General features: G+C 41.6%; 27 protein-coding genes. 18 read left to right on the top strand and 9 right to left on the bottom strand.

Annotation, left to right across the window (positions count from 1 at the left end; translation table 11 throughout):
• The first annotated feature begins 79 nt into the window (after nt 1-79).
• From B9Z54_RS16280 to B9Z54_RS16270, 4 genes are all read left to right on the top strand, one after another.
• Nucleotides 80-664, top strand: coding sequence for a xanthine phosphoribosyltransferase (locus B9Z54_RS16280; protein WP_113929369.1), 585 nt, complete (start codon nt 80-82; stop codon nt 662-664).
• Nucleotides 661-1,956, top strand: a complete 1,296-nt coding sequence (locus tag B9Z54_RS16275) for a nucleobase:cation symporter-2 family protein (protein WP_162785259.1) — start codon at nt 661-663, stop codon at nt 1,954-1,956. The genes B9Z54_RS16280 and B9Z54_RS16275 overlap by 4 nt, the downstream gene beginning before the upstream one ends.
• A 287-nt stretch (nt 1,957-2,243) precedes the next feature.
• Nucleotides 2,244-2,375, top strand: coding sequence for a hypothetical protein (locus B9Z54_RS26230; protein WP_275887817.1), 132 nt, complete (start codon nt 2,244-2,246; stop codon nt 2,373-2,375).
• Between the two features lie 77 nt (nt 2,376-2,452).
• A complete protein-coding gene (locus B9Z54_RS16270; protein ID WP_113929367.1) occupies nt 2,453-3,223 on the top strand; it encodes an SDR family NAD(P)-dependent oxidoreductase in 771 nt (256 codons plus the stop codon).
• A gap of 509 nt (nt 3,224-3,732) precedes the next feature.
• On the opposite strand, the gene B9Z54_RS16265 is transcribed toward B9Z54_RS16270, so the two are convergent.
• Nucleotides 3,733-4,191 (bottom strand): chemotaxis protein CheX, encoded by a 459-nt coding sequence (locus B9Z54_RS16265; protein WP_113929366.1) that lies wholly within the window; start codon nt 4,189-4,191, stop codon nt 3,733-3,735.
• Nucleotides 4,192-4,435: 244 nt separating this feature from the next.
• On the opposite strand from B9Z54_RS16265, the gene B9Z54_RS16260 reads away from it, so the two are divergent.
• The 6 genes from B9Z54_RS16260 to B9Z54_RS16235 all read left to right on the top strand — a co-directional run bounded on the left by B9Z54_RS16260 (nt 4,436) and on the right by B9Z54_RS16235 (nt 12,939).
• Nucleotides 4,436-5,509, top strand: coding sequence for a type III polyketide synthase (locus tag B9Z54_RS16260; protein ID WP_113929365.1), 1,074 nt, complete (start codon nt 4,436-4,438; stop codon nt 5,507-5,509).
• Nucleotides 5,506-6,075, top strand: coding sequence for an isoprenylcysteine carboxyl methyltransferase family protein (locus B9Z54_RS16255; RefSeq protein ID WP_113929364.1), 570 nt, complete (start codon nt 5,506-5,508; stop codon nt 6,073-6,075). The genes B9Z54_RS16260 and B9Z54_RS16255 overlap by 4 nt, the downstream gene beginning before the upstream one ends.
• A 488-nt stretch (nt 6,076-6,563) precedes the next feature.
• Nucleotides 6,564-6,731 carry a hypothetical protein gene (locus B9Z54_RS24940; RefSeq protein ID WP_162785258.1) on the top strand — a complete coding sequence of 56 codons (168 nt, stop codon included), beginning with the start codon at nt 6,564-6,566 and terminating at the stop codon, nt 6,729-6,731.
• Nucleotides 6,732-6,936: 205 nt separating this feature from the next.
• The gene (locus B9Z54_RS16250) at nt 6,937-10,569 is read left to right on the top strand and encodes a dynamin family protein (RefSeq protein WP_162785257.1); all 3,633 of its coding nucleotides are present in this window, start codon (nt 6,937-6,939) and stop codon (nt 10,567-10,569) included.
• A 193-nt stretch (nt 10,570-10,762) separates the two neighbouring features.
• Entirely contained in the window at nt 10,763-11,596 is an 834-nt protein-coding gene (locus tag B9Z54_RS16240; RefSeq protein WP_113929361.1) for a sulfurtransferase, read from the top strand.
• A gap of 440 nt (nt 11,597-12,036) precedes the next feature.
• Entirely contained in the window at nt 12,037-12,939 is a 903-nt protein-coding gene (locus tag B9Z54_RS16235) for a 5'-3' exonuclease (protein WP_275887816.1), read from the top strand.
• A 386-nt stretch (nt 12,940-13,325) separates the two neighbouring features.
• Here the strand turns inward: B9Z54_RS16235 and sspL are convergent, their stop codons facing one another.
• Nucleotides 13,326-13,466, bottom strand: a complete 141-nt coding sequence (gene sspL, locus B9Z54_RS16230) for a small, acid-soluble spore protein L (protein ID WP_113929359.1) — start codon at nt 13,464-13,466, stop codon at nt 13,326-13,328.
• Between the two features lie 111 nt (nt 13,467-13,577).
• Between sspL and B9Z54_RS16225 the strand changes: the two genes are divergently transcribed.
• Nucleotides 13,578-14,063, top strand: a complete 486-nt coding sequence (locus B9Z54_RS16225) for a divergent PAP2 family protein (RefSeq protein ID WP_113929415.1) — start codon at nt 13,578-13,580, stop codon at nt 14,061-14,063.
• Between the two features lie 754 nt (nt 14,064-14,817).
• Nucleotides 14,818-15,096 carry a DUF6123 family protein gene (locus tag B9Z54_RS16215; protein WP_240189965.1) on the top strand — a complete coding sequence of 93 codons (279 nt, stop codon included), beginning with the start codon at nt 14,818-14,820 and terminating at the stop codon, nt 15,094-15,096.
• Between the two features lie 357 nt (nt 15,097-15,453).
• On the opposite strand, the gene B9Z54_RS16205 is transcribed toward B9Z54_RS16215, so the two are convergent.
• The 3 genes from B9Z54_RS16205 to B9Z54_RS16195 all read right to left on the bottom strand — a co-directional run bounded on the left by B9Z54_RS16205 (nt 15,454) and on the right by B9Z54_RS16195 (nt 17,612).
• Nucleotides 15,454-16,407: a DMT family transporter gene (locus B9Z54_RS16205; protein WP_113929355.1), complete on the bottom strand. Its 954-nt coding sequence runs from the start codon at nt 16,405-16,407 to the stop codon at nt 15,454-15,456.
• Nucleotides 16,400-16,804, bottom strand: coding sequence for a reverse transcriptase-like protein (locus B9Z54_RS16200; RefSeq protein WP_113929354.1), 405 nt, complete (start codon nt 16,802-16,804; stop codon nt 16,400-16,402). The genes B9Z54_RS16205 and B9Z54_RS16200 overlap by 8 nt, the downstream gene beginning before the upstream one ends.
• Before the next feature lie 130 nt (nt 16,805-16,934).
• Nucleotides 16,935-17,612 carry a queuosine precursor transporter gene (locus tag B9Z54_RS16195; protein ID WP_113929353.1) on the bottom strand — a complete coding sequence of 226 codons (678 nt, stop codon included), beginning with the start codon at nt 17,610-17,612 and terminating at the stop codon, nt 16,935-16,937.
• Nucleotides 17,613-17,779: 167 nt separating this feature from the next.
• On the opposite strand from B9Z54_RS16195, the gene B9Z54_RS16190 reads away from it, so the two are divergent.
• Nucleotides 17,780-18,433 (top strand): reverse transcriptase-like protein, encoded by a 654-nt coding sequence (locus B9Z54_RS16190; protein ID WP_113929352.1) that lies wholly within the window; start codon nt 17,780-17,782, stop codon nt 18,431-18,433.
• 28 nt (nt 18,434-18,461) lie between these two features.
• Nucleotides 18,462-18,638 (top strand): zinc-finger domain-containing protein, encoded by a 177-nt coding sequence (locus B9Z54_RS16185; RefSeq protein WP_113929351.1) that lies wholly within the window; start codon nt 18,462-18,464, stop codon nt 18,636-18,638.
• 166 nt (nt 18,639-18,804) lie between these two features.
• Here B9Z54_RS16185 and cspD read toward each other — a convergent pair whose 3' ends face one another.
• Nucleotides 18,805-19,005 (bottom strand): cold-shock protein CspD, encoded by a 201-nt coding sequence (gene cspD / locus B9Z54_RS16180; protein WP_113929350.1) that lies wholly within the window; start codon nt 19,003-19,005, stop codon nt 18,805-18,807.
• A 331-nt stretch (nt 19,006-19,336) separates the two neighbouring features.
• Between cspD and mntR the strand changes: the two genes are divergently transcribed.
• Nucleotides 19,337-19,759: a transcriptional regulator MntR gene (gene mntR / locus B9Z54_RS16175; RefSeq protein ID WP_113929349.1), complete on the top strand. Its 423-nt coding sequence runs from the start codon at nt 19,337-19,339 to the stop codon at nt 19,757-19,759.
• A gap of 290 nt (nt 19,760-20,049) precedes the next feature.
• On the opposite strand, the gene B9Z54_RS16165 is transcribed toward mntR, so the two are convergent.
• Nucleotides 20,050-20,268: a DUF3892 domain-containing protein gene (locus B9Z54_RS16165; RefSeq protein WP_113929347.1), complete on the bottom strand. Its 219-nt coding sequence runs from the start codon at nt 20,266-20,268 to the stop codon at nt 20,050-20,052.
• Between the two features lie 506 nt (nt 20,269-20,774).
• Here B9Z54_RS16165 and B9Z54_RS16160 point away from each other — a divergent pair.
• Complete coding sequence (locus B9Z54_RS16160; RefSeq protein ID WP_113929346.1) at nt 20,775-21,458, top strand: class I SAM-dependent methyltransferase; 684 nt, start codon at nt 20,775-20,777, stop codon at nt 21,456-21,458.
• 14 nt (nt 21,459-21,472) lie between these two features.
• Entirely contained in the window at nt 21,473-22,168 is a 696-nt protein-coding gene (locus B9Z54_RS16155; protein WP_113929345.1) for an AIM24 family protein, read from the top strand.
• Between the two features lie 291 nt (nt 22,169-22,459).
• Here B9Z54_RS16155 and B9Z54_RS16150 read toward each other — a convergent pair whose 3' ends face one another.
• Nucleotides 22,460-23,275: a metal-dependent hydrolase gene (locus B9Z54_RS16150; protein ID WP_113929344.1), complete on the bottom strand. Its 816-nt coding sequence runs from the start codon at nt 23,273-23,275 to the stop codon at nt 22,460-22,462.
• The gene (locus B9Z54_RS16145; protein ID WP_148952915.1) at nt 23,276-24,415 is read right to left on the bottom strand and encodes an MGDG synthase family glycosyltransferase; all 1,140 of its coding nucleotides are present in this window, start codon (nt 24,413-24,415) and stop codon (nt 23,276-23,278) included.
• A gap of 143 nt (nt 24,416-24,558) precedes the next feature.
• On the opposite strand from B9Z54_RS16145, the gene B9Z54_RS16140 reads away from it, so the two are divergent.
• Complete coding sequence (locus B9Z54_RS16140; protein WP_113929342.1) at nt 24,559-26,247, top strand: formate--tetrahydrofolate ligase; 1,689 nt, start codon at nt 24,559-24,561, stop codon at nt 26,245-26,247.
• Nucleotides 26,248-26,261 lie beyond the last annotated feature (14 nt).

Genomic DNA, 26,261 nt, shown 5'->3' with positions numbered 1-26,261 from the left:
GGCACTTGGGATTTTTCCGAAAACAACAATTTATGCGAAAACAGCCTTTTATTGTTAAGGGCGGAAGGAGGAGAATGGATTGAAAAAGTTAAAAGAGAAAATCATCGAAGAGGGCAGCGTATTATCTGATTCAGTTCTGAAAGTGGATTCCTTTTTAAACCATCAGGTCGACCCATTTTTAATGAAAGAGATTGGAGAGGAGTTTTCCAGGCTTTTCGCGGATAGAGGCATCACAAAGATTGTTACTCTTGAATCTTCAGGGATCGCGCCTGCAGTGATGGCAGCGCTGACTATGAATGTGCCTCTTGTCTTCGCCAGGAAAAGAAAGTCGCTTACTTTGACGGAAGGTCTGCTTACCGCCGAAGTGTATTCATTTACAAAGGAAGAAACAAATACCATTTCTATTTCTAAAAAGTACATAAAAGAAAATGACAACGTCCTGATCATAGATGATTTTCTTGCTAATGGACAAGCTGCAGAGGGACTAATCAGTATAGTTTCTCAAACAGGTGCTTCCATCGCAGGCATTGGCATAGTCATTGAAAAAGCTTTTCAGGATGGAGGAAAGATTTTAAGAGAAAAAGGGTACAAAGTAGAATCTCTTGCAAGGCTTCAATCACTTTCTGATGGAAAAGTGCAATTCGCTGAGGGGGTATTAACATGAACTCTTTGAAACTATCATCACTTGCGATTCAGCATGTTCTTGCCATGTATGCAGGAGCCGTCATTGTTCCGTTGATTGTAGGCGGTGCGCTTGGCCTTACTGGTGAGCAGCTTACTTACTTAGTTTCGATTGATATCCTGATGTGCGGTGTGGCGACCATTTTACAAGTTTGGAAGAATCGTTTCTTCGGTATCGGGCTTCCGGTTGTGCTTGGCTGTACATTTACCGCAGTAGGGCCGATGATTGCCATTGGCGGGCAATATGGAATCCCTGCTATCTACGGTTCCATTTTAGTTTCTGGTCTGTTCGTGATGGTGATTTCCAAATACTTTGGCAAGCTGATCCGTTTCTTCCCGCCGGTAGTCACTGGATCTGTGGTGACCATTATTGGTATCACCTTGATTCCCGTGGCGATGAATAACATGGCTGGCGGTGAAGGTTCTGCAGATTTTGGTGCGCTTTCCAACATCAGCTTAGCTTTCGGAACTCTTCTTTTCATCATATTATTATTCCGTTTCTTTAAAGGATTTGTTAGAGCGGTAGCCATTCTGCTGGGACTGTTGGCCGGAACGATAGCAGCGGGATTCATGGGCAAAGTTGACTTTTCACCGGTAGCTGAAGCTTCTTGGTTCCACATGGCCCAGCCGTTCTACTTTGGAATGCCTGAATTTCATTTAACAGCCATTTTAACCATGATCCTGGTTGCTATGGTCAGCCTGGTGGAATCCACAGGGGTATATTTTGCGCTAAGTGACATATGTGACGAAGAAATCGAAGAGAATGACGTGGCGAGGGGATACCGTGCAGAAGGGGCAGCCATTGTACTTGGAGCCATTTTTAATGCCTTTCCATATACCACTTACTCTCAAAACGTTGGCCTGACTCAACTTTCAGGTGTTAAAACGAAAAATGTGATTTATTTGACTGGAGCCATGCTTGTCGTGCTGGGGCTTGTACCTAAAATCGGCGCGCTGACCACCGTCATCCCATCTCCAGTACTCGGAGGTGCGATGATTGCCATGTTCGGCATGGTGGTCGCTTATGGAATCAAAATGCTTGGCCGCGTAGAATTCAATTCACAGGAAAATCTTTTGATCGTTGCCTGTGCGGTCGGGATGGGAATGGGAGTTACCGTTGTTCCTGACATGTTCAGCCAGCTGCCTGGAAGCCTGCAGATCCTGACCAGTAACGGCATCGTAGCAGGAAGCCTGACAGCCATTCTGCTGAATATTGTATTTAATGTAAGAAGAACGGAAAAATCGGTGAGAGCAGTGGAGCAAAGAGCTTCGTGATCTCTCAAAGTCCAGAGCATGCATCTGGGCTTTTTTGTTGGTATTCCTATAATTCATAGTTCTACTTTACTCCGATTTGTTGAAAAACTGGGAAAAGCAATGCTTGGTTAATGGAAAGATTTGACCCTATTCTCATAGATTTAAAGTCCATATACATAGATAGTGACTAATGAATCGTCGATCTACTTTTTGAATCAGTGGAATCCTAAACAATTTACTTGTAAGCCTGGCACCGACATAGAATTCGATGCATATATTGGAATCAGCGAGTTCATGGAGGTATGGAAATGGAGAAATTTTATTGTGACCGGTGCAGGAGACTGTTTGAAAAGGAAGATGTGTGCGATCTATGCTGTGAGGAAACTAAGAAAATAACAATCCAAAATCATTTTCAAAAAATATCAGATCAGCAGGATTAGTCGTGTGAGAGCAATCTCCTCATGAAAATAAACGGCTTATGTTAAAATGAGGAAAATAGTTTAAAGGGGAGATTGTTATGTTTTTACCATCTTTTGAGCTTAAGGGAAAGACTGCCATTGTAACGGGAGCAGGCAGAGGAATAGGACGGGCTATTGCCATCGGAGTGGCGGAAGCGGGTGCTGATGTAGCAATTATCTCCCGAACAGAAGAAGATTTGAAAGAGACCGCTTCTCATATTGAAAAAGCTGGAAGAAAAGCTTACATATTGACTGCAGATGTGACGGTAAGAGAAGAAGTTTCGAAAGCTGTTTCCAGTGTGAAAGAACAAGCAGGATCCATAGACATCCTCGTAAATAATGCAGGGATGAATATACGTTCAAAGGCCTTGGATGTTACGGATGAAGAATGGCAGAAAATCATGGATACCAACCTGAAGTCAGCATTCATGATGAGTCAGGAAGCAGGTAAGATTATGAAGGAGCAAATCAGCGGGAAGATCATCACGATTTCCTCTGTTGCCGGACATGTAGCCCTTCGGACGGGAGTGGTGTATGCGGCAACGAAAGCTGCTCTCATACAAATGACAAAGGTTCTTGCTCTGGAATGGGGCAAATATAATATCAATGTGAACAGTATCGGGCCATGGTATTTCAAAACGCCTCTGACAGAAAAGCTCCTGGCTGATGAAGAATACGTGAAAGATATTTTAGCTGTCACTCCCCTGAAGAGGGTTGGGGAATTGGAAGAGCTTGTAGGGCCGGCTGTATTCCTGGCCTCTCCAGCAGGGAATTATGTGACCGGACAAACCCTCTTTGTAGACGGTGGAATGACGATTCAGGGTTTTTGATCAGGTAATTTGTTGGAGTTCAAGGTTGATAGACCAGTCTGATCAGCCTGCAAGATGACGGTAGGAGTGATATTGGTCCTCAAGACGAGAATACGGGCCAATAAGAATGGAAGATCTTCATGATGTTGGACCGCAAAGCAGGAATGCGGGCCAATGAGAGTGGGGAATGCCCCTGATGTTGGACCGCAAAGCAGGAATACGGGCCAATGAGGACGGAAAAATCCCCTGATGTTGGTCCGCAAAGCAGGAATGCGGACCAATGAGGACGGAGAAATCCTATAATGTTGGCCCGCAAAACAGGACTAAGAGCCAATGAAAACCCGTAACCCGAAGATCATCGTAAAAAACCGGATGACACACCAAAGGGCATGGAAAAACGGAATCTTTACTACACCGAGCCCTATGCCAATCTTCAATCAAGCATTGTAAAATAGCGGAGAGCTAGATAAAATAACAAAGAGAGAAGGCAAGCGAATGACGCATGCCTTCTCTCTTTGTCATAAAATCAGTCAGTCCAGATCGAGCATTATCACCACGATGAATTGACTGCCGTTTTCTAATGTGATCGGAAGTTTTAAAGCCCGGTCAAATCCGGACAGCCTTGACTCGCCCGCAATGACAGTAGGAGGGGTAATATCCATGGAATGGCCAAGCTGGGAAATGTGTGTGGAAAGATTGCCCGCTATCATGTTGCCTAGCTCCCCTGCAAAGGATTCAAGCATTTCCCCTTCGAGAAGCATACCGAACATGGCTGTGCCAAGACCCTGGAAGTCATTTATATCTCCGTCGAATATGATCTGCCCCCGAATGTCGCCAGTAAGACCAATTAGTACACCGATTTTATGTGTCTTTAACGGCTCCGAAAGCAGTGCAGGCTGATCGACTTTTACAGGGAGGGGAATGACCGATTTAATCGACTGTATCGTACCATTTACTATATCGGTAACACTTGAGGTTGTTGTAGTCATGTCGAATCCTCCGTTATTTTGTCTTTTTTTAGAATAGCATAAAATCCAGGAAAAAAGAATGATGATTATGAATTTTATAAATTCAGGGGAATTTCCTCGCAGCAAAAATAGTACTATTCTCATGGTTTTTATGTATATAGTTTTTATCGGTTAAAAACTCTGCATGTTTACTGATTTATAGAGAAAATGAATGAATTTTACCGGCTTGGTAAAGATATCCTTACTGAGGTAAGGAGAGATAAATATGCCAAAGATTATAAGTGTAGAAACAGCCCTCCCCCCCTACTCCATTAAGCAAGATAAAGTGGCGATGTTCGCTGAAAACCTGTTTTCGGAGGATTTCAGGGATATAAAAAGGCTTTTACCTGTTTTCCAAAATGGGGAGATAGAATCCAGGTATTTTGTCCATGATATTGAATGGTTCAAAAGGCCACGCTCGTTTAAGGAGAAAAATGATTCTTTTATCGAAAATGCAGTCGAACTGGGTATAGAAGCGATTCGGAAGTGTATTGAAAGCAGCAGTGCGGTATCATATGAGGATGTTGATGCTATTTTTACTATTTGTACGACTGGTTTAGCCACACCGAGTATTGAGGCAAGGATCATGAATCATCTGCCATTCCCTGAACACGTTAAAAGGATTCCGATATGGGGTCTAGGTTGTGCGGGAGGAGCAAGCGGCTTGTCAAGGGCATATGAATACTGTCTCGCTTTTCCAAAGGCAAACGTATTGGTGTTGACTATCGAACTATGCTCCCTGACCTTTCAGCATGGAGACCGATCAAAGAGCAACCTGATCGGCACTTCTTTATTTGCTGATGGAACCGCCTGCTGCCTTGTCAGCGGTGATGAAAGCCAGGCTGTAAAAAGAGCAGATGGCCCGCTGCCCGCCATTTTTGCGACGCAATCAACTACCATGAAAAATTCGCTGGATGTCATGGGATGGGATATCAAAGATGATGGACTTTTTGTTGTATTTTCTAAAGATATTCCTTCCATTATTGAAGGCTGGTTAAAGCCGAATGTTGAGAAATTGCTTAAGCAGCATAAGTTGTCATTGAAGGATATCCAGCACTTTGTTGCACACCCGGGAGGGAAGAAGGTAATAGAAGCTTATGATAAAGCATTGATGTTAAAAGAGGGTCTTCTGGATATTTCAAAAGATACGTTAAGGAAATTCGGCAATATGTCTTCAGCGACCATTCTTTATGTACTGAAAGAGCACCTGAGCAAAGATATACAAGCTGGAGAGATCGGACTTGGCGTCGCTCTTGGGCCAGGGTTCAGTTCTGAATTGCTGCTAATGAGGTGGGAATGATGTTTTATTTAATGTTCACCGTAATCGCGGTTCAACGAATGGCAGAATTGGTTATTGCTAAAAGAAATGAAAAATGGATGAAGGGAAAGGGTGCCAGAGAGTATGGACAGAAACATTATAAGTTGATGGTTTCCATCCATCTTCTTTTTTTCATTTCCTTATTGGCGGAAGAATTCTTTATGAAAAGGCCGCTGAATCAATACTGGGCTGCCTTGTTCATCCTTTTTCTGCTCACTCAAGCCGGGAGGGTGTGGGTGATTACTTCATTGGGAAGGTACTGGAATACGAAAATCATTGTCCTGCCACAGGCTGAAGTAATAGCGAAAGGTCCTTACAAATTCATTAAGCATCCTAATTACCTTATAGTCACGATAGAACTAATCGTCATCCCTCTGATATTCAACGCATACTGGACACTTTTCATTTTTGCTTTGCTTAACCAATTTATTTTATCTGTAAGAATTCCCCTGGAAGAAAAGGCATTGGAAGATGCAACAAATTACCAGAGTGTGCATCAAGGTAAAAAGCGGTTTATACCTATGGTGAAAAGAGAAGAAATGGAATGAAATATTATAAAAAATTGTTTCCGTATTCCTATCGAATATTTGAGGGTTTTTTCTTAGATGAATTCTTATTACTTGAAGACCATAAAATGTGAAGGCGCTTTTCTATAGACTCTCTTCAAAAGGCTGTTTTCTCATATATTGTTGCTATCGGAAAATCCCAAGAACCGGATTTACCCCCAGATACTAAGAGTTTTATCTCTTATCGGGGGATAGTAGCTCTTTTCTTTTCGGTGTTCCCAGATTTACCCCCCACTTAATATGGTTACTTTTTCGGAATTAGTAACAAATAGCAACAAAGTTTACGAAAAGAGCCTTTTAAAAAAAGCTGAAGTCCATTCAACTTTACCCGGCTATCCTTTAAGCATGGAATGCCAGAAAGTTTAACAAAAATGCACTGAATATGATTGAAAATGATTATCATTTCTGATAATATTCTAATTGAAGATGAAAATTATTCTCAACGCGAGTTCGAGGGAAGGAGTTTCCGCATGGTTTTATTTTTGGTCATCTTGACAGCAGCAGTTTATGGGTTGGTCATGAAGTATGTTTTAAATAACGTGTTCGTTACAAAAGGGGCTTCCGCCGTTACTGTTCCTGATGTGCCGGAAGATGAGGAAAAACTAAGGGAACTTATCCCTGCTTATAATCGTCAATAGCTTCCGAAAAAGGACTGAATGTTCAAGCACTCTTGAATATTGAGTCCTTTTTTGCTGAGTTATAGTGTGCTCCGCTTCCTGAGGTATTTGAACCGTGCCTCCATGGTTTTTCGCTATGTTTTAATAGGAAAGAATCGAATTATAAGCTAAAATAAAGATGCATATCATTATCATGACTACTCAAAGGTGTAAGGGGAAGGTTCTTTTGCAAACGCTATCAGACAAAAAGACTACAGTGAAATTAAATAAACTAGCTTCTTTATATGAAACTCTTGTTGAAGCAGGTGATAAAGAAACGGCTGCAAAAGCCGAATTACTGGCTCATAAGTTCTGGAAAAACGAATTTATCGCGGGATTTTGCGGTCATTTCTCTGCGGGTAAATCCACTATGATTAACGCACTGGCTGGTGAGGAATTACTGCCATCAAGCCCGATTCCGACTTCTGCAAATCTGGTAAAGCTTCATCATGCAGAGACAGATTTCGCAAAGGTTCATTATCATGATCGGAAGTCGGTTATCTTCGATGGTGCTTATGACTTTAATATTGTGAAAAAATATTGCAAAGATGGAGAAAATGTTCAAAGCATCGAAATAGGCAAGAAGGATACTAAGCTTCCTGATGGAGTGACCGTCCTGGACACACCCGGGGTAGACAGTACGGATGATGCTCACCGTATATCAACCGAGTCGGCCCTGCATCTGGCGGATATTGTATTTTATGTAATGGATTATAACCATGTACAGTCTCAGTTGAACTTCGAATATGCACGGGAGCTTGCTAACAATGGTGTGAGGCTTTATCTCATAGTAAATCAAATTGATAAACATAATGAAGATGAATTGTCTTTTGAAAATTTCAAGCAATCGGTATCAGAGTCATTCTCGGCATGGCAGGTGAATCCGGAAAGGATATTTTTCACATCACTCCGGGATACTGCTGACCCGCATAATGAATTTTCTGAAGTCAGGGACTTGATCAACACTCAATTTCAAAATAAAGATGAACTTCTTCAGCATTCTTTTGCCGCAGGAGTCAACCTCCTTGTCAGTGAACATGAAAGATGGCTAAGAGAAAACTTAAAGGGACAGCAGGATTCGCTTGCTGATATCATTACAGATGAAGATTTCAAGGACAAAGATGCGCTATACGAACAAGAGTCCAGTCTAAGCGAGAAGATTGCCCAAAACAGTTCAAAGCATTATGTGGAAATCTTCGATCAGGAAAGGGAAAAGATTCTTAAAAATGCATACTTAATGCCGTTTGAAACGAGGGAATTGGCCAAGAAGTACCTGGAATCTCTGCAAGACGACTTCAAGATAGGCATGATATTTGCCAAGAAGAAAACAGAAGAAGAACGGCAGCAGCGTATGAAAGACCTGATTCGAAATCTTGGAAGTAATGTTCAGTCACAGCTGGAGTGGCATTTGCGTGGACTAGGCAGTCTTGTGATGAAAAAGGCAGGATTTCATGACGAAGATTTAATTGCCAAATCAGAAGGACTTACCGTGCAAGTTACAGAAGAAGATCTGAAGGAAACAGCAAGGCCGGGAGCAAGGGTTACTGGAGAGTATGTCCTTAATTACTGCGAAGAACTTGCAGGGAAGCTGAAAAGAAAAGCAAGAAATGAAACGGAAAATTTAAAAAACATGCTCATAGAGTTGATTGAAGCAGAGAAAAACCAAGAAAATGAAGAATTAGAATTAAGGTATAAGGAGATAAAGAATAAAACCGATGCTCTGAAAAAACTTGAATTTTATAAGGAAGACTTGGAAATCAAGATTCATAACCTTCAGAGTATCATTGAAGATAAAGTAAATCTTTCATCCGCAGAGACGATCAACCAGTGGGATGAAGAGTGGAAGAAGAAAGAGAAAGACTATGTATTATATAGTGAAGGTGACGTAGAAGAAGCGTTGACGGAAAAGGATACGGCTATCTCAGAAAATGAGGAAAAGCAATCAGCCGCCGGCGGGCGCAATCTTTCTTTGGAGCCATTAATTCAGCGCCTTAATGACATGGGTTCAAAATTTGAAAGCATAAAGGGATTAAAACAAACAGCGGAGGTTTTGCAAAAGAAGGCAGAAAGACTTCGGGATCAGCACTTTACCATAGCGTTATTTGGTGCCTTCAGTGCCGGTAAATCTTCTTTTGCCAATGCCCTTTTGGGAAGCAAGGTGCTTCCGGTAAGTCCAAATCCTACTACAGCTTCAATCAATCGTATCAGGCCGCCAATGAACGGAAATCAGCATGGAACTGCAAGAGTGTTCTTGAAAAGTGAAAAGGAGATGTTGATAGACGTCCAGAATTCTATGAATGTATTCCGGTATAGAGCGGACTCACTCAGTGAAGCTGCTGAGCGCATTCCTGACCTGTTAAACAGCAAGGATGGGGAGGGAAAGGAAAAAGTTCATCTTTCATTCCTTGCCGCGTTTCTAAAGGGATACAATCAATATAAGTCTCAGCTTGGAGAGGTTTTGAAAGTGGATCTCGACGAGTTTAAGGGATTTGTCGCTAACGAAAGTCAGTCTTGCTTCGTAGAATCCATTGATCTTTTCTATGATTCTCCTATCACCAGACAGGGAATCACGCTGGTGGATACTCCAGGGGCAGATTCAATTAATGCCAGACATACCGGCGTGGCTTTCCAATATATTAAAAATTCAGATGCAATTTTGTTTGTGACCTATTATAATCATGCTTTTGCAAAAGCAGATCGTGAATTCCTGATCCAGCTCGGCAGGGTGAAGGATGCCTTTGAAATGGATAAGATGTTCTTTGTCGTCAATGCAGTGGACCTTGCTAAAGATGAGGACGAAAAGCATGAAGTCATTGATTATGTATCGAGCCAGCTGGTTGAGTACGGTATCCGTTTCCCTAGAATCTTTGGAGTTTCATCCAAGATGGCCATAGAAAAAGAGACTGCCAGTCTTTCTGGAATGGATTCTTTCAAAGAAGAATTCGATCAATTCATCGATGGCGAGTTAAAATGGATGGCCGCTCAATCAGCCGAAGCAGAATGGAAAAGAGGTCTGGAGCGGTTGAGGACGTTAATTGAAAACTCCTCCATGGATGAACAGAAGCGTGAAGCCAGAAGAGAAGAATTCCTTCAGCTAAAAGAGAAACTGAAGGATACCCTAAAGAGCGAGGCTCCGGAAAGCATCAAGCTCCGTGTGACTCAAGAGATAAAAGAGCTGATCCATTATGTAAAACAAAGGGTATTTCTGCGGTATTCCGATTTCTTCAAGGAAGCATTCCATCCGGCTTTGTTCTCTCAGCATTCATCTTCCAAGGCAGCTCTTTATTCAGCGCTTGAAGAATTGCTTGATTCAGCCGGGTTTGATTTTGCACAGGAGATGCGGGCAACAACTTTAAGAACAGAAAAATTTACAGAAAAACAATTGAATTCGCAACTTGAAGTATACTTGGGGAAAATCAGTAAGCTGCAAGAAGATCTCGTTATTTCTCCATATGAACTGGGAGGACCAAAAGCCATTAATTTTTCCAATGCTTTTTCAGAAGTAGAGAGGGAACGGTTCCAGCCGGCTCTTAGACTGTTCAAGAACACGAAGGACTTTTTTGAGAATAACGGCAAGAAAAAAGTGATGGAAAAGCTGAAGGATGATTTGGAAGCCCCGGCAGATCGTTATCTCGACGATTCAAAAAACATCATTCTTAAGTGGGCTATGGAATATTTGGAAATGGAGCATGGCCGGTTGACGGACTCCTTATTATCACAATCCGCAGATCAGATTGACTCTTGGCTGGAAGCACTGCACTCCGTTGAAAACCTGGAGAGGTGGAAGGAAATATACACCGAACTGTCTTCGGACCAATAAGGGGAGAAGCATATGAGGAAAAGCCGATTTCATGCATGTGCCACCTGTGAGCACTTTTCTGCAAAGAGGGTGAGCGGGGAGATGTTCTACCAATGCACCAGACTTGGTTTTGAAACCCAGCCGCACTATCAGTTCAATTGCTGGAGTCCTAAAGAACACATTAGGAATCTAATGAAAAAGGAGGAGGATGCTGATGGAAAACATTAAAGAGATACAGTGGCTCTCATCCAATTATCTCAGTGAAGAAGTCAGAATCATAGACTGCCGCTACAAACTGGGCGAACCTCATTACGGTAAGGCACTTTTTCAAGAAGCACATATTCCCGGGGCGGTATATTTTGACCTGGAAGATGATCTTTCGGGCGAAATTGAGGTGCATGGAGGTCGCCATCCGCTTCCCGATATAGATGATTTTGTCCTGAAAGTGCAAAAGGCCGGAATAACCAACTCAACTAAAGTGATTGCCTATGATTCGGGAGAAGGAGCATTTGCTGCACGCTGCTGGTGGATGCTAAAATACCTCGGCCATGAGGAAGCTTTCATTCTAAATGGTGGTTTTGAAGCTTGGAAGAATGAAGGCTTTGAGGTAACATCCCAGATAACAGAGTATCCTGCTGAGAAGTATCATCCAGTTTTACAGCCTGACATAGCAGCCTCTGTAGAGGATGTCAGAGAAATAGCGGCAGGAGAAAGTGAAGGACTGCTGATTGACTCAAGAGCAAGGGACCGGTATTTAGGGCGGTACGAACCCATTGATAAAGTTGCCGGCCATATTCCCGGGGCAGTGAATTATGAGTGGACAGATTCACTCAAGAATGGCAGCTTCCTTTCAAAAGATGATCACGAGAAAAGATGGTCTGATATTGAAAAGGATGAAACCGTCATAGTTTACTGCGGGTCCGGAGTAACAGCGGCTGCGAACATCCTTTCCTTATGGACAGCAGGGTATAGAAACGCAAAGCTTTATACTGGCAGCTATAGTGACTGGGTGTCTTATAAGGAGCATAGTGTGGAAAAGGAAAAATAGACAGGATTGAACAAAGGCTTGGCTTCTTAAAGGAGCCTGTCTTTTTTATGGTCCTGAAATTCTTCTTTCACGAGAGGATAAGCAGGGTTCCCTAACACTTCTTCCCATTCAAGCAGGCGGTTTACCTGTGGAGGACATGAATATTCTAAAATAAGCGGATTTATTCCGGCTAAGCTGCGAAATTACATTCGAAATGAGGTATATAAGCGGAATTTTTCTGCTTATGCACAGTAAAATAGACTATCTTTGACAAGTTTTTAGCAAATAAGCGGATTTCTCCGCTTATTTCTTGAAAATTTTTCAGTGGGGATAAATGGCTGCTGAGATTAATCACTCAATTTTAATAATCTGTATGTGCTAATGTCCTTCTCCTAAGAATTCCTAAAAAATTTCATACGGAAATATGTTATAATGCTAAGGTGAACAAAGGAGTGGTCAATGTGGAAAAACATAACGAACATTTATTATTGATAGATGGGATGGCATTACTATTTCGCTCATTTTTTGCTACTGCCGTTTCAGGACAATTCATGATTAATTCAAAAGGTCAGCCGACCAACGGGGTTCAGGGGTTCATGAAGCATCTTCTAATGGCTGTTGAACATATTGGGCCAACTCATACAGCTGTCTGCTGGGATATGGGAAGCTCGACTTTCCGTAATGAAATTTATACAGATTATAAATCCAACCGAAACGCTCCTCCAGTTGAATTGATTCCTCAATTCGACCTTGCAAAAGAGGTAGCAGAAGGGTTTGCACTTTACAATATAGGATTAAGAGGCTTTGAAGCTGACGATTGTATCGGGACGATTGCCAAAAGTGCTTCCAAAGAGACAAAAGTATCAATCTTGAGCGGTGATCAGGATTTGCTTCAGCTGCTTGATGATAATATAGATGTTGTTCTTTTGAAAAAGGGGTTCGGAAACTATCACACTTATTCAAAGGACTTCTTTATCGAGGAAAAAGGACTGACTCCCACGCAGTTCATTGATGTTAAAGCTCTTATGGGAGATACAAGCGACGGATATCCGGGTGTTAAGGGTATCGGCGAAAAAACAGCAGTTAAACTTATTCAGGAACACCAGCATATCCAAGGAATCCTTGAGGGGATCCATCTCCTGACTCCGGCTCAACGAAAGAAAATTGAGACTGATTTGGAGATGCTGCATGTGTCCCGCCAGCTTGCTGAAATTAAATGCGATGTCCCGCTGGAGTTCAATATGAATTCCGCCAAATGGGAATCGATTGCTCCAGACGCCATCTCCATGATGGACGAGCTTGAGTTAAGAGTATTGAGAAGGTATTTGATCGGCAAGGATCATTTGCTCAGCCAGCATGCTTAACATTTATAAAAGGGATTGTTCAAAAGCATTATGCCTTTGAACAGTCCCTTTTCTATCTATTAACTTTAGGTGGCACTGACTTAATGGTACGTTTCCTGGCTAAACGTACCATTATCTTCGGGTTGCTGTGACTTAATGGTATGTTTCCCTGCTAATCGTACCATTAACTTCGGGTTGCTCTGAGTTAATGGTATGTTTCCCTGCTAATCGTACCATTAACTTAGGGTTGCACTGACTTAATGGTATGTTTCCTGTCTAATCGTACCATTAACTTAGGGTTGCACTGACTTAATGGTATGTTTCACTGCTAAACGTACCATTATCTTCGGGTTGCTCTGACTTAATGGTACGTTTCCTGTCTAATCGTACCTGATTAAGATTAAGACTTATCTTTTTGTATTAGAGCGCTTTGCTCTGTTTTCAAGTTCCGTTTTGGGATCTGGCGTTTTTACGCCATCTTGTCCGAATCCTTGCGGGTTAACACCTGGTGCCTTGGTACCTCTGTTGCTGCTATGGTTTTTACTCATGGTTTCACCTCCGTTTTTATTTTCACCACCTGTGATGGTTTTAATGTAATTAAATCAATTGGATACACTATTGGTGTGAATATAACTCGAACGAGAGGCAGGCGTTAAATGATGAATAGAGGAGTCGTTACTTCACTATTGAGCATAGTAGCAGCTCAAGCTCTAAAGATTCCGTTGTATTATTTTAAAACAGGAAAATGGAACCCTATGTTATTATTTCAGACCGGGGGGATGCCAAGCTCCCATTCAGCCGGGGTTTCCTCTTTGACAACCTTCATAGCATTAAAAAGAGGATTTTCAACTATCGATTTTGCTCTTTCCTTTGTCTTCGGGCTGATCGTAATGTACGACGCCCAGGGAATTCGCCGGCAAACAGGTGAACTGACATTGAAGGTTAATTCTTTAGATGAACTGATAAGCAAAGCCGACCAGGACCGATCCATCCCCTTCGAAGAAAAACCAAAAAGACTAAAGGAAATGCTGGGCCACCAGCCGGCAGAAGTAGTAGGCGGTGCCATCTTCGGCACCCTCATGGGCGCAGCCAGCTTCCTCCTCGAAAAAAAACAAAGACAAAAAAGAAAATATTTTGTAAGATAGAGACAAAAGCGGAAGTGCCCCGCTCAGCGGCGTACGGACTGTACCAGCTCCGCATGAGATAAAGGAAACACAACGAACGAAGTGAGTTGATGTTGACTAATCGCAAGGAGGAGATGGGCAGTCCGCTAAGCCGTTGGGGACACTGAAGCTGGACGGAATCAAAAGCGGAAGTGCCCCGCTCAGCGGCGAACGGACTGTACCAGCTCCGCATGAGAAAAAGGAAACACGTTGAGCGAAGCGATCCGATGTTCATTTCCCATTCAAGAAAGAGAACGTGTAAAAAGTTTCCCATTGATAATAGAAAAAAATCCAAGATCCGATTTTTTTGTATCTGCCTTTAAAAGGTTGAGGAAATGAACTTGTTGACTTATCGCAAGGAGGAGGTTGGCAGTCCTCCACCCTTTGGGGCACGGGAGCTGGACGGAGACAAAAGCGGAAGCGGTCTACAGCCGCGTACAAACTGATGAACTTCCGCTAAAAATCTTTTTACTAGGCTCTTTTCGTAAACTTTGTTGCTATTTAATATGTAATTCGGAAAAAAACGCCGTAATTCCCCCGAAATATCCTGGTAAGCAAGAAAGAAAAGAGCTACACCCTCCGTTTATAGAGGAAATCCTTCGTATCCGGGGGAAAATCCGGCTCTTGGGATTTTTCCGAAAGCAACAATTAATGCGAAAACAGCCTTTTACTAATAGATAAAAGTTGATTACATACAAGAAGAAGTTCTAAACTAAAATGCAGGGTGAGGAAAATAGTGAAGTACAGTAAACAAACAACTGAAGAATTTCTTATTCATTTAGAGAACAAAGGATTCAAATTTGGGGAAGATGCAATCGGTTTTATTTACTTTGGGAAACGGTCACTAAATGTCACTGATGAAATAGTCAATACTGCTATTGAGATTACGTTAAAGGCGCAAAAGAGGTTCGATAACAGTTTTTATATGTCTTTATTGGAAACTTTACACTCAAGCAAAATTACGACGAGGAAGGACGCCTGGAGGCATGTGGAAAGCCTGGAACTGCTGGCTTGACCAGGGTAACTTCTATGCGCACTAATGAAAATAAAAATTGAACTTTAACCGGCTTTAGGAAGACGAAAACTTTAATTGTTTCATGTTCTCTTTTATTCTTGGACTAAATCTCAAAGACAATTGTATTAAATATGAGCTAACTCGGGATTTCAAAGGCACCGATAATCAAAAAATAAGCATTGATGGGGAAACAACAAGAAAGCCCTGGATGCCCAAACCATCAAAGAAAAGCTTCCCAAGGTTATCAAGGATTTACCAAAAAGTCCCCCTAGATGCCCAATCCAACAAATAAACCATGAAAAGGTAATAAAAAAACACCTTAGTTACCCAGCCGGTCATGGTACCAGAAAAAAGCTCTCAAGCGACAAGCCATAAAAAAACAGTCTTACTAAAATTAAGCCTCTTTATGGCTTTTTTTGTTGCAAATCTTATAAGCCCAGGCAACTCAGTCACAAGCATACCCATGAAAATGAACAAGCAGCCTACTAGAGCAAGTCCTGTTAATTCTTCTCCTATCCATAGGTAAGAGGAGAGGGCAGCGAATACAGGTTCCATTGTCAAGATGACCGCGACCCTTGCTGGAGTGGTGTACTTTTGGGCGGAAGTTTGGATGAAATAGGCTGCCGAAGTAGCAAGGAGAGCTGTAACAATGAGTGCAGACAGGACATTCATTTGAAGCAAAGTGTCCAAGGAAAGGGAGCTCTGCCAATCTTCAAAGAAAAGCATGGACAGAAATGATAATACAGCTACAGTCATGATTTGAATGACAGTGAGCTGCAAAGCGGAAATGGTCTTGGCATATTTATCTGTAAAAATAATATGAAACGCAAATCCCAATGCACAGACCAAGACAAGCAAATCGCCAAAGTTAACAGACTGAGCATGACCTGAAGCCAGTAAGTACAGACCGAAACAGGCCGATATCGCTCCTGTAATGGATGCCGAAAGAGGCCTCTGCTTCAAAAGCAGTATGCCAAGAAAAGGAACCAGGATGACACTCAACCCTGTTATAAAGCCTGCTTTTGCCGGAGTTGTAAACAATAGACCAAATGTTTGAAAGGCATAACCAAGGAACAAAAAGAAGCCTAACAGGAGCCCTGGCAATAAACTGCGAGGGTTAAGTTGTATCCTGCCCTTTTCTTTAATAAGCAGGAGGGCGAGAAGAGAGAGACCTGCGAGATAAAACCTCACTGTGTTAAAAGTGAAAGGGGGAAGGGTAGAGATGGCATTTTGAATAATGACAAATGTAGTTCCCCAAACAAACGCGACCGCCAGCAGTGACAGGTCAGCTCCCAGCTTTTGTCTATTCATCTGCGGGCTCACTGTTTAAGTGGATGGCTTTTCTCGCGAGCTCATCGGCTCTTTTATTTTCTTTACTGGGAATCCACTTGATAAAGAACAGATCAAATTCTTTCGCAAGAATTAAGATTTCTTCTAAGAGTGTTCCATATTTTTTATTTTTTGCGAATTCTTTTTCTACCGCATTGACTACTGCCTGAGAATCACTTCTGAAGGAAAGGACGCTGTAATCCTTTTCTTTACAGATCTGCAGTGCTTTAATACAAGCGTAAAACTCAGCTTCATGATTTTCCTTTATGCCCAATGGGATGGAATAGGAGTAGTTCTCTCCGTTATTTTTTATGTAAATGCCTGCCCCGCTTTGTCCGGGATCTCCAGCGCTCGCGCCATCTATGTATACTTCAACCATTTCTTCACCTCAACTATTTAAACAATTAATTATTATCAGTTTAATCAGAAATACAAAAAACATCAATCCAATCAAGGATTTTCATAGAAAAACCGCTTGAACCAAGATAAGTTACAAGCGGCAGCATGTATCATTCTTTTGGAGATATCCTTTTGGCCAGATAGCCGAAAGGAGTATCGATTACAGAGACGATCCACTTTAATAAATAGGTAGTGAAAGCGATCTGAATCCATATTTCAAACGGAAATTCACCTAAAAAGGCGATTGAGGTGAAGACAAGGGTATCAAGGAGTTGACTGATCATCGTACTTCCATTATTGCGGATCCAGAATTGGGAGTCCTTCGGAAATTTTTTCTTAAGGAACGCAAAAATATAAACATCCGCAAATTGGCTGACAAGATAAGCGGCAAGACTTCCTAAAGCGATTCTGGGAATCATCCCAAAGACTGTTTCCAATGAGCCTTGTGCGATGTCGTCAGGATGCGGTTCAAAAATAAGAGCCAGCTGCATGATGATCGTCATCGTCAGCAGGGTGAAGAATCCAAGCCACACTGCTTTCTGAGCTTCTTTTTTTCCGTATTTTTCATTCAGGATATCCGTCACAAGGAACGCGGTCCCATACATGGCATTGCCGAGAGTGGCGGTAAGCCCAAAGATCTCAATGGTTTTAATGACCTGCAAATTGGCTAATATAGTTGAGACGCCTATCCAGACAAAAAGGCCGGTCCTTCCAAAGATTCGGTACATCGCCAGCACCAGGATGAAATTGACAAGAATGAAAATAAGTCCAAACCATTCATTAAACATAACAGCATCTCCCTGTAATTATAGTGAAATTATGCATATACTATAAACACTCGATAGTATCTATTCTTTACACAACGCGTGCATAATACGCTAAATAAAAGACCTTGTACATTATACATAGTAGGGGTGAATTGGACAAATAAGATGACTGAGAGGAGAGGGAAGCTTTGAAAATGAAAGTGATTTGGAATTACAACGGCAAAATACCAGAGAAGATCACGTTTGAATCCGAATGGATGAATCGTAAGTATGTGGATTATTTGATTGAAGATCTGATGAGAACAGGGAGAGCGAAGAATATCATCATCAGAGATGAAATGGAGAATGAGTGGAACAGAAAAGAGTTCCTCAAATTGAATGAAGAACTGGAACAGGAACCGGAAAATATTACAGTTTACTTTGATGGAGGATACAATAAGGAAAATGCACTTGCCGGTCTCGGCATGGTGATATATTATCAAAAAGGCGGGGAAGATTTCAGGATCAGGAAGAATGAAAAACTTCTCGAACTCCAGAATAATAATGAAGCTGAATACGCGGCTCTCTATTCATGTATGGGGCTGCTCGAAGAACTTGGTGTTCACCATGTTCCTTGTGTTATTAAAGGGGATTCGCAAGTGGTCCTGAAACAGCTTGAAGGAGAATGGCCCTGCTACGAAGAAGCTTTGAATGATTGGCTCGACCGGATTGAAGCTAAAATAAAATCCCTTGGCATCAGGCCAATATATGAGGCAATCGGCAGGAAACAAAATAAAGAAGCAGATCATTTGGCAAATCAAGCGCTGGAGGATACATTTATTCACAGCCACTCAAGATATTGAAGTATTGTATATAAGAAAGGTGATGGAAGTGGAGCGAACTCAAGTCATAGGAAAGTTGGATGAACTTCATGCCACATATTGTGAGGACTGCCTGCTGAAAGCGCACTTTAGGAAAGAACATGGAAAAACATATGCTCATCGTTTTTGTATTGAGAAATGTACAGTTGGCCAACAAATCAAAGAATTGGGCAAAAACTTAACATAATAATTTTAATGTAAAGAAGCATGGGGTATGAGCTGCATTCCTGCGCGCTTTACCAGTTTCAAGCACAAAAAGGCTCTCTTCGTGCTTGAGACTGGTAAAGCGCCTGAAGGAAAGTAAAAAAGGAAGCTGTCAATACAGCTTCCTTTACCATCTATAATATTCAGAATTATAATTTAGTTACGTTAGCAGCTTGAGGTCCGCGGTTGCCTTCTACGATTTCGAAAGAAACTTCTTGACCTTCTTCTAATGATTTAAATCCTTCACCTTGGATAGCAGTGAAATGAACAAATACATCGTCTCCGCCTTCTACTTCGATGAATCCAAAACCTTTTTCGTTATTGAACCATTTTACTTTACCGTTTTGCATAATACTGTTCCTCCTAAATCTTTCAAGCACATTTTTGTGCTCCTGGAAATATTATCATTGTAAGAACCTTTTGCCATTCTTAGCAGAAGACATAGTATTCTGTTAATGATGTCTTAAATATACAATACGGCGTTCTGATGAGTCAAGGAAGTTTGAGAAGATTTTGTGAGAAAATTTTAAAGGTTTCAATTATGATGATTGAGCATTGCTGAAGAAGAAAAAATATAGCTCATCATGGGTTCGGAAATGATGGTTTCAATACTTGCTGTTGTATTCAATAAGCATCTATAGTAAACTTTTAATGATATTTTACCAATGTGGAGGGTTCGATATGCCGACGCCAAGTATGGAAGATTATATAGAACAGATCTATTTACTGATCGATAATAAAGGATACGCCAGAGTTTCAGATATAGCTGATGCCCTGTCTGTCCATCCCTCCTCAGTAACCAAGATGGTACAGAAATTAGATAAAGATGATTATCTGGTATATGAAAAATACCGGGGTCTCGTCTTGACTGCCAAAGGAACCAAAATCGGGAAAAGGCTGGTTTTCAGGCATGAGCTCCTGGAACAATTCTTGAATATTATCGGTGTGAAAGAAGAAAATATTTATGAAGATGTTGAAGGAATCGAGCATCACCTAAGCTGGGATTCGATTGACAGGATCGGGGATCTCGTACAGCTATTTGAAGATAATGATGAACTTCTTAAAAGCTTAAGGGATATACAAGCTAAAAATGAGAACGACTGAAAAGAGGACGATTTCCTGAATCGTCCTCTTTTATTTATGGCTGTTTTCGCATACATTGTTGCTTTTCGGAAAAATCCCAAGAGCCGGATTTTCCCCCCGATACTAAGGGTTTTTCTCAAATCTGGGAGAGAAGCTCTTTTCTTTTCATGTTTACCAGGTTATTCCACTGAACTATGGTTTTTTTTTTCAGAATTGGCGTCAAATAGCAACAAAGTTTACGAAAAGAGCCTTATTTATACAGATTTCCTTCTGCATCTTATTAAGAAGTATATTGGGAAGCAGTCTTATTCTTAAAAAATCTCTGGCAGCCCGGAAAACCCGGTATCTCCGTCCATACTGCTGGATAAATGAGTCATACCATTATCATCAAGTTCTAAGCTGACACCTGTTAAACTTCCCTCTTGAGCTTCCATCAATGCCTTCTGATAAGAGATGATCCGTCCTGTTGAAGTCTGGAAACTGATGATTTCCCCGTCGTGTTTCCTTTGGATCTTAGTGATTTCTTCCATCTATTATCCACCCTTTACAATTATTTTCACACCTAGTATGGTCAAAATAAGCAAAATTAAAAGGGTGATTTTAAAATTGGAAGGCTATTTTGGTAAAGATAGGGGCTGTTTAAAAAAATCCCCAAGATACGGGAGTACCATGGATGCTAAGGTTTCTCTCCTTAACATGGAGGGATCAGCTCTTTTCTTTCTTGCTTACCAGGATCTCTTCAATGAATAATAACTTCATCTTACGAATTTCATATGAATTAGCAACCAAAGTTCACGAAAAGAGCCAGTTGGACAGATTCTGCTGAATGGCTGGGAGGGTGAATCCACTGAGAGAGCACCTGCTTCCAGGCTGCAGCCGCATTTCATCCTTGATTAGTCAAACAGTATAAAAACGGCGCAAATGATAGAAACACCTTAAAAAGAAGCCTCGAAAAGAAGGATTTTGCAGGTCTGGTGGGAAAATAGTATTGATGGAGAATATACTTACATAATTTACTGACAAAGCAGGTGACAGAGTGAACAAGAATGAATGGCATGAAAGTGCACAAGAGCGCTGGAATCATAATGCAAGCAACTGGCATAGCAGAAGTGTGAATATGTGGACAGAGGGCAGCAGGAAAGAAATTATTCCTTTTATGGTGAAGCACATTCCTGAAGGTAGCATGGTGGCCGACTTAGGGTGCGGTGACGGATTTGGGTCTTATCTGCTTTATGAGAACGGTTTTAAAGTAATAGGAATGGACCTGTCGGAAAAAATGGTGGAATTTGCAAAACAGCAAGAAAAGGATGGATTGAATTTTATACAGGGAGACCTTTCAAATCCCCCATTTGAGAAAGAACAATTCGATTCAGTCATGATGATTAATTCATTGGAATGGACCGAAGACCCTCTCCATGCCTTGAATCAAGTTAAAGAATTGGTGAAGCAGGATGGAATGTTATGTATTGGTATTCTTGGACCGACTGCCCACCCACGGGGAAACTCCTTTCCGCGATTACACGGGGAAAAAGTAATATGTAATACCATGATGCCATGGGAGCTGGAAAAGCTTGCCCTTGATAGCGGGATGATGAAAGAGGATGAAAAATGGATTTACAAAAAAGGTGTGACCGAGAAGCATATTATGAATCTTTCCTCTGAATTAAAGCAGGCTTTATCATTTATGACCCTATTCATGTTCAGAATTAAAAATAACTAATTGGAGGTTTAGACATGAAACAGCGTTTTTCAATAGATGAATTTATCAAGCAGACACAACAGGAAGATAAGGGTGAAGGATTATTTGAACTGGAAACACCCAGGATGCTCGAAGTCAACCTTGATGGAGAGGTGTGGGCGAAAATGGGTGCGATGGTTTCTTATAGAGGCCAGATTAAATTTGAGAGGGAAGGTGTCCTTGAGCACGGTTTGGGCAAGATGTTTAAAAAGGCATTTACAGGTGAAGGCACTTCTTTAATGAAAGCAGCAGGTCAAGGGAAATTATATTTAGCTGACCAAGGGAAGAAAATATCGATCCTTCACCTTAGCAATGAATCGATTTATGTGAATGGAAATGATCTGCTGGCCTTTCAGCCGGGAATGAAGTGGGATATTAAACTGATGAGAAGGGTAGCAGGCATGATGGCAGGTGGATTATTCAATGTGCACATCGAAGGTACCGGAATGGTGGCAATAACATCGCATTATGAACCTTTGACACTAATTGTGAGGCCGGGAAGCCCTGTTTATACAGACCCTAATGCTACTGTAGCCTGGTCAGGGGATCTTGAGCCTGATTTTGTGACTGATGTCTCATTGAAGACCTTTTTTGGCAGAGGCAGCGGAGAATCCATTCAAATGAAATTCGAAGGAGAAGGTTTCGTAGTAGTCCAGCCGTTTGAAGAAGTGTATTACAGTGAACAGCAATAAAGAAATACTTTAAGAAGGGAAGATGTTTTCCTTTCAGTACAGTAAAACCCCACTTTTTCCTATTGATGAGTGGGGTTTTGTTTGATGAGTTTTGTTATGAAAGGAAGTTATGCTAATAACGATCTATTTATAGTTCACTATTTAATTCACTTACCTTCTTTTTGAATTGAAATGGACTGTGGAACCAGCCAGCATACGCCTTACCGTTAGAAAGGGATTTATCCATAACCAGTACAGCCATAAAAGGAAAGAACCCCTTTTTCCTGAAGCGCAGATCGATCCACCAGACTTCTATCCTGTTTTTTCGATTGACAATCTTCGGAAGGACGAACGGAGTGCTGAAAAGGAAATTGGTGATCTCTTCATTTTGTAAGGAAAGTTGAACACTGTTTTCCATCTCAAAGGATTTGCTGAGTATGGTATCGATGATAAGACTTCCCACTGAGTACTTACCAAGAATAAAATCTTTTTTGTTTCAATGATGACTCGAAAACTCCAGAGATTCATTGAAGGAACAATTTTTATTCTCTCTGCGTTTTTGAAATGAGCCCGCAAGTGTGCTTTGACTGAAAATGAGACAGCTAATCTTACAGTTATATAGACCGCCAGGATTCCATAAACATTGCGAAAGGTTTCACCGGGAGGCTCCCCTAATAATACTGCACCAAAACCTGCTGCATGAACGACTATAATGAAAAAATCAAAGAGAGGGACAGCGTCCAGCGAAATCCATCTCGATGAAAATGGCCGCAGTGCTTGTGTTCCATGAATATTTAAGATATCCGAAATGACATGAAATTGCACAGAAAGATAAGTCCAAAAAGCTAAATGAAGCAAGAAGGCCGGGGATACAAACGGAACGAAAAGCAAGGAAATCAAAAGCGTCCAGATGATTACCATGGGGATGGAATGAGAAAAGCCTCTGTGATTACGGTAATAGGCACTTTTCCCTTTCATCTTGTAAAAGTAATCAAGGTCAGGCGCATTAGAGCCTAGAATGCAAGAAGCATAGATTAATGGAGAAAGTCCTGCTTCAGCTATTACAGGGTCCAGCATGCTTAAGGTTGCAATACCGCCGCCAATGACAACATGAGTCAGCGTATCCATTTAGTTGGCCCCTATATGTTGATGTATATGACTATTCCGGTCAAGTATATCATCGGCAATCTTCAATGCAGCTTCTCTTTTATAAATTGATTGATAGCCATTGGAAAACTGCTGCCTGAGCACTTCATCTGAAAGGATGGAAGATATATAAGAGCTTATGGAATCAGATTTTTTGGCGATGATGGCTGCCCCTTTACTGGTGAAGAATTGTGCATTTTCAGCCTCCTGCCCGGGATTAGGGTTTACTAATATTACCGGGATATTCAATGAGGCTGCTTCTGTAAGCGTGATAGCGCCTGGCTTTGTGACAAGGCAGTCTGTTACAGACATAAGTTCGAGTATGTTCTCGAGATAGCCGAAAATTTTGATATTATCATAAGAATTATAAACAGCTGAAAGATGATTCATTAAGTCGCTATTCCTGCCCGTCATGAGAACTATCTGGATTTTACAAGAATTCAACTCTTTATAGATTACATTAATATCAGGAAGGAGCCCAAGTCCTCCTCCAGCAATTACTACCGTTTTTTTGCTGGGGTCCAGACCAAATTTATGGAAGGTTCCTGGCGAACGGGCAGGGGGGGTATTAAATCCTTTTCGGATAGGAATGCCAGTTACGCTGATTTGTTTATCGTTCACTCCAAATTTGGTAAGAGTGCTTTTGACTTGTTGGGAGGCGACATAGTACTGTTCTATTAAGGGATGGGTCCATAAAGGGTGGGCACAATAATCGGTGATGACGGTGTATGTCGGGATGTTGAATGCCGGACGTGAACGCAAGTAGGCACCGGCATGCATAGGGAAAGTTGTAATGATTATATCCGGGCGGTACATTTGAAATAATTCAATGAGTCTTTTCTTTCCAAGGTGTTGGTAAAAGTAAGAAAGGCCTTTAGTCGAAAGCTTATCTGTGCCGTAGTAAAACACTTTATACAAAGGAGCCCCTAATTTCGAAAAACTTTTCTTCAAAAGAGTTTGTGCAAAGCTGTGTACAGCCGGGTAGGCTTCTCCGTACAGATCACAAACATGGACATTCTGCACACCTTTCTCAATAAATGTATCAGCAAGTGTTTGGGCAGTCTGGACATGCCCTTCTCCATAGTGGGCAGTCAAAATCAAAATCCTCATTGTATTATGCACAAACAGAGCCCCCTTAATATAAAGAAAAAATGGTATCCTATAAAAATAGGTTACAAAGGATTTGTAAACTGTATATGAAGGAACGAAAGCTTTTTTGTTAAAATTACATAGTGTAAGTCGTATTGAACTCAGGAGGAATGAAAATGGACCAAAAGAAAAAGTACTTATCAGACATTGAAATCGCTCAGAAAGCCCAAATGCTCCCTGTAACGGACATAGCAGCATCTCTTGGTCTTCAGGACGAGGATATAGAGCTGTATGGAAAATATAAAGCGAAATTATCGTTTGAAACGTTAAATAAACTGGAAGGAAACCAGGATGGGAAGCTGATACTTGTCACTTCTATCAACCCCACACCAGCTGGAGAAGGTAAATCAACTGTAACAGTAGGACTTGGCGACGCCCTGAACACTATCAACAACAAAACGATGATTGCCCTGCGGGAACCTTCATTAGGTCCGACAATGGGAGTCAAGGGGGGAGCGGCAGGCGGCGGATATGCCCAGGTTCTTCCAATGGAAGATATCAATCTTCATTTCACGGGTGACATCCATGCTATAACTACTGCAAATAACGCCTTGGCAGCTATGATTGATAATCATATGCATCAAGGAAATGAACTTGAAATCGATCAGAGAAGAATTACTTGGAAACGCGCCCTTGACATTAATGACCGTGCCTTAAGACAGATTGTCATCGGGTTGGGCGGTCCGGTACAGGGGGTGCCAAGAGAAGATGGATTTGACATAACTGTTGCATCCGAGATCATGGCAGTACTTTGCCTTGCGAATGACCTTGATGATTTAAAGAAACGCCTGGGAAGTATGGTCATCGCTTATAACATGCGTAAAGAGCCTGTTACTGTCAAACAGCTTGGTGTAGAGGGAGCGCTCGCAATGCTTCTTAAAGATGCCGTGAAACCCAACCTTGTCCAGACCATTGAACATACACCAGCTCTAGTTCATGGCGGCCCATTTGCGAACATAGCGCATGGCTGCAATTCAGTGATTGCCACCCGTGCTGCTCTGAAGCTTGCCGATTATGTTGTGACAGAGTCAGGCTTTGGCGCAGATTTAGGCGCGGAAAAGTTTATGAATATCAAAACATCCGCGCTTGGAACCAGTCCGGATGCGGTTGTACTGGTGGCAACAGTCCGTGCGCTGAAAATGCATGGTGGTCAGAACAAAAAGGATTTATCTCAGGAAAATCTACCTGCGCTTGAAAAAGGACTAGAAAACCTTCAAAAACATATGGAGACAATCGGCCTTTTCGGGGTTCCTTATGTTATAGCAGTAAATAAGTTCATCACTGACACAGAGGCGGAACTTGCTTATCTTATGAATTGGTGTGAAAGCCATGGAGCAGCTGTTTCTTTAACCGAAGTATGGGAAAAAGGAGGAAAAGGAGGAGAAGATTTAGCACGCAAAGTGATTGATATAATTGCTGATGGACAAAAATCTTTTAAAAGATTGTACGACAATCAGGTGGGCTTGGAAGATAAAATTAAGACGGTCGCTTACAATGTTTACGGAGCAGGCGACGTAGAATTTTCTACAAAAGCAGAAAGACAGCTTAAAGAAATTGAAGATAATGGGTGGGGGCAATTGCCGGTATGCATGGCTAAAACCCAATATTCTCTTTCCGACGATGCAAAAAAACTTGGAAGACCCAGAGACTTTTCCATACATATAAGAGAACTCAGACCAAAAATCGGGGCAGGATTCATTGTTGCTATGACAGGCGAAGTCATGACAATGCCAGGGCTTCCAAAAACCCCTGCAGCTTATGGAATGGATGTCGACCAAAAAGGAAATGTAAGCGGACTTTATTAAGTCAGGGACGAAGG

Origin of the sequence: Bacillus sp. P14.5 (assembly GCF_003316765.1) — a bacterium.
GTDB lineage: Bacteria > Bacillota > Bacilli > Bacillales > Bacillaceae_B > Rossellomorea.
The sequence above is the reverse complement of the archived record's forward strand: the minus strand, read 5'-3'. Positions and strand labels throughout refer to the sequence as shown.

Excerpts from the sequence above, each read along its gene's own strand:
- B9Z54_RS16275 (WP_162785259.1), top strand. The coding sequence starts at position 661 with ATGAACTCTTTGAAACTATCATCACTTGCGATTCAGCATGTTCTTGCC.
- B9Z54_RS26230 (WP_275887817.1), top strand. The coding sequence starts at position 2,244 with ATGGAGAAATTTTATTGTGACCGGTGCAGGAGACTGTTTGAAAAGGAA.
- B9Z54_RS16270 (WP_113929367.1), top strand. The coding sequence starts at position 2,453 with ATGTTTTTACCATCTTTTGAGCTTAAGGGAAAGACTGCCATTGTAACG.
- B9Z54_RS16265 (WP_113929366.1), bottom strand. The coding sequence starts at position 4,191 with ATGACTACAACAACCTCAAGTGTTACCGATATAGTAAATGGTACGATA.
- B9Z54_RS16260 (WP_113929365.1), top strand. The coding sequence starts at position 4,436 with ATGCCAAAGATTATAAGTGTAGAAACAGCCCTCCCCCCCTACTCCATT.
- B9Z54_RS16255 (WP_113929364.1), top strand. The coding sequence starts at position 5,506 with ATGATGTTTTATTTAATGTTCACCGTAATCGCGGTTCAACGAATGGCA.
- B9Z54_RS24940 (WP_162785258.1), top strand. The coding sequence starts at position 6,564 with ATGGTTTTATTTTTGGTCATCTTGACAGCAGCAGTTTATGGGTTGGTC.
- B9Z54_RS16240 (WP_113929361.1), top strand. The coding sequence starts at position 10,763 with ATGGAAAACATTAAAGAGATACAGTGGCTCTCATCCAATTATCTCAGT.
- sspL (WP_113929359.1), bottom strand. The coding sequence starts at position 13,466 with ATGAGTAAAAACCATAGCAGCAACAGAGGTACCAAGGCACCAGGTGTT.
- B9Z54_RS16225 (WP_113929415.1), top strand. The coding sequence starts at position 13,578 with ATGAATAGAGGAGTCGTTACTTCACTATTGAGCATAGTAGCAGCTCAA.
- B9Z54_RS16205 (WP_113929355.1), bottom strand. The coding sequence starts at position 16,407 with ATGAATAGACAAAAGCTGGGAGCTGACCTGTCACTGCTGGCGGTCGCG.
- B9Z54_RS16200 (WP_113929354.1), bottom strand. The coding sequence starts at position 16,804 with ATGGTTGAAGTATACATAGATGGCGCGAGCGCTGGAGATCCCGGACAA.
- B9Z54_RS16195 (WP_113929353.1), bottom strand. The coding sequence starts at position 17,612 with ATGTTTAATGAATGGTTTGGACTTATTTTCATTCTTGTCAATTTCATC.
- cspD (WP_113929350.1), bottom strand. The coding sequence starts at position 19,005 with ATGCAAAACGGTAAAGTAAAATGGTTCAATAACGAAAAAGGTTTTGGA.
- mntR (WP_113929349.1), top strand. The coding sequence starts at position 19,337 with ATGCCGACGCCAAGTATGGAAGATTATATAGAACAGATCTATTTACTG.
- B9Z54_RS16165 (WP_113929347.1), bottom strand. The coding sequence starts at position 20,268 with ATGGAAGAAATCACTAAGATCCAAAGGAAACACGACGGGGAAATCATC.
- B9Z54_RS16155 (WP_113929345.1), top strand. The coding sequence starts at position 21,473 with ATGAAACAGCGTTTTTCAATAGATGAATTTATCAAGCAGACACAACAG.
- B9Z54_RS16150 (WP_113929344.1), bottom strand. The coding sequence starts at position 23,275 with ATGGATACGCTGACTCATGTTGTCATTGGCGGCGGTATTGCAACCTTA.
- B9Z54_RS16140 (WP_113929342.1), top strand. The coding sequence starts at position 24,559 with ATGGACCAAAAGAAAAAGTACTTATCAGACATTGAAATCGCTCAGAAA.